Origin of the sequence: methanotrophic endosymbiont of Bathymodiolus puteoserpentis (Logatchev), from assembly GCF_900128525.1 — a bacterium.
Taxonomy (GTDB): domain Bacteria; phylum Pseudomonadota; class Gammaproteobacteria; order Methylococcales; family Methylomonadaceae; genus Methyloprofundus.
Map to the genome: position 1 here is coordinate 1 of NZ_FQTQ01000133.1, position 2,218 is coordinate 2,218.

Consider the following 2,218-nt stretch of genomic DNA (forward strand, 5'->3'; position numbering starts at 1 on the left):
ATATGATTCGAAAGGGACAGTTGTCCGAGGAAAATATGCCTGCTTACAAGCAATTTATGGCTTTAGCAGGATAGTTATGCCTGAAGACAAGGCGCTCTTCGCTTTCACTAGTTCTTGCGACAGAACCATTGATGGTTGTTAAAGAAGCTGAATTATTATTTCAGGCGGGGGCTTTGCAAGCGCCCGTTATTAAACAATCTGATGCCGATGATGGCTGGTTAGTGACGCTAAAAAAGGGACACATCAACTTAATCCTATGCTGGAAACAGCACGCGGCGGTGTGCGAGTGTTTAAGCGCTTAGATGCAGCGGTGGGAGTGTTGTTTGATATTGGGATTGAAAAAATTACTGTTGTTAAATAATAACATTGGGATCGTGTATGTTCAGAATAACCAGTCAACTTTGTGAAGTTTTCGATTGTACCGACCAGCAGCTAGAAGAACGTGGCTTGCTTGAACAATTTCATTCCTGGTTAAAAAATAACCCTGATCTGGTTGTCAGCCATAGCGTTGAGTTTGGTGAGGAAACAAACAGGGAAATTGCGGATCGATTTTTTGAGTTTTATAAAAAGTGAAACTAACACTTTTTTATCACCGTTTTCCACTAAAAATCCATTTCAAAACATCGAAGACACTAAATGTAGTTCTCGAATAAACACGGTTATAAGCCGCTTTCTTTGGATTAGTTAGCCAAACCCCAACCGCGAGGAGCTTTAACTCCAAGTGAATGCCTTACAAATCGTTTTACCGATGTTCTAGCCGCAATGCTTTTTCTTAATGAAGGTTTACGTAAACCGAATTTCATAACCTTTTCCTATTTTATTTTAAAGCCGCTTTAAGCCCTTTAATTCGATTAGCAGCCTGCTCATAACTCTCCCCCGGCCTAGCCAGCTTCTCAACCTCTTTTTTAGTCACATGCTTGGGTAAATGATCTGGCGTTTTATTTTCTTTAGGTGGGGCTTTGCGGGTGAACGTAACCACATCATCTTCCATTGAGATGTTGTATTCGGGGAGGTGGTTTGTTTCGGTGATTTTCTTAATATTAAAGCGAAATAACTTTAGCTGCGATGTAATACCAAGTTTCTCTTTTAAGTTCAAAAGAGTAATTTTCCATATAACCTGATTACCACAATGCTTACGTGCTAACTCATATAAGCGCCTTTCAGTAGGCTTTCTTAATCTAAAGTAATCTTTATCAATACTCAGTACAGCATTACCTAGTATTGAGTTAAAAAACCAATCTGAGAGCTTTACTTCAATGGCAACGGCTTTTCCCTGTTCATCCTCTTTAACTATTTTCCACTTATCAATTAAGCCAAACTCTTCCGTTACTTCAACACCATTGGTTTTGATATTGGTTTGAATTAAAGTTCCATTAAGCCGCTCTAGTCCCTCTTGCAATAATTTATATTGGGTTCCACCAAGGCTTTTATTAGTCGAAATAATATAGTCGTAACTGGTAAATCTAACAATTTGAGAAATAGTTTCGCCTGCGTTCTTGGCATTCATTAATGAACTGGCTAGATACAGCAGTATATCCTTATCAAATATAGTTGCTAACCCTGTATAGCTTGGTTTTATCTTAATGGTGGTGCCGTTTCTTTCGTACACCAACATACGATGATCTGGCTTTTTAGATAAAGAAAATACTGGGTGCTCCATACTGGCAATATCATCTTTAAATGAATCAAATACATCGCAAGTAAAAAAATCCCTTTGCCCATGCCTATCCGGCAATAAATTGTCAGCCATAACTATTGGTATATCAAAAACCTAGAATGCCTCAATCTTACCTTAATAATATTGGTATATCAAAAACTTTATGTTTAAATTACGGTACTTTTACCCTTATTCAAAAAACTAAAGGCGGCTTGTACAAAACTAACTTGGTGTTGTAAAAGTCCAACCAAACCTTGTAAAAGTCTAACCAAACCTTGTAAAAGTCTAACCAAACCTTGTAAAAGTCTAACCGCTATTTTTTCAACCACCTTTGTATAAAGGCCTACAGAGCATATTTTCACCCTGTAACTTATATTAACTATCTTTTAACTTATCTAACTTAGGTTTTACTTTTATTTTTATTTTTAATAAGAAAAAACATCTAAAAAAATAACCATTGTTCTTTTTATGTTCTAAAAAAACAGTGAGAGAAATTGAAACGGATGAGGGTGTTTTAATATTTGATGACACGATCCAAGAAAAGCCACATAGCAAGGAGAA

3 protein-coding genes and 1 pseudogene are annotated in these 2,218 nt (G+C 36.7%); 1 reads left to right on the forward strand and 3 read right to left on the reverse strand.

Annotated features, from left to right (window positions below; genetic code table 11):
* Positions 1-378 precede the first annotated feature (378 nt).
* The gene (locus BQ7314_RS10600) at positions 379-573 is read left to right on the forward strand and encodes a hypothetical protein (RefSeq protein ID WP_174483668.1); all 195 of its coding nucleotides are present in this window, start codon (positions 379-381) and stop codon (positions 571-573) included.
* A 16-nt stretch (positions 574-589) separates the two neighbouring features.
* Here the strand turns inward: BQ7314_RS10600 and BQ7314_RS15845 are convergent.
* The 3 genes and pseudogenes from BQ7314_RS15845 to BQ7314_RS15675 form a co-directional block, all read right to left on the reverse strand.
* A pseudogene (locus BQ7314_RS15845) lies at positions 590-803 on the reverse strand (hypothetical protein).
* A gap of 14 nt (positions 804-817) precedes the next feature.
* On the reverse strand, positions 818-1,750 hold the full coding sequence (locus BQ7314_RS10605; protein ID WP_174483669.1) for a replication initiator protein A: 933 nt from the start codon (positions 1,748-1,750) through the stop codon (positions 818-820).
* A 282-nt stretch (positions 1,751-2,032) separates the two neighbouring features.
* The coding region (locus BQ7314_RS15675; protein ID WP_217423842.1) for a hypothetical protein at positions 2,033-2,218 on the reverse strand (186 nt) is incomplete at its 5' end.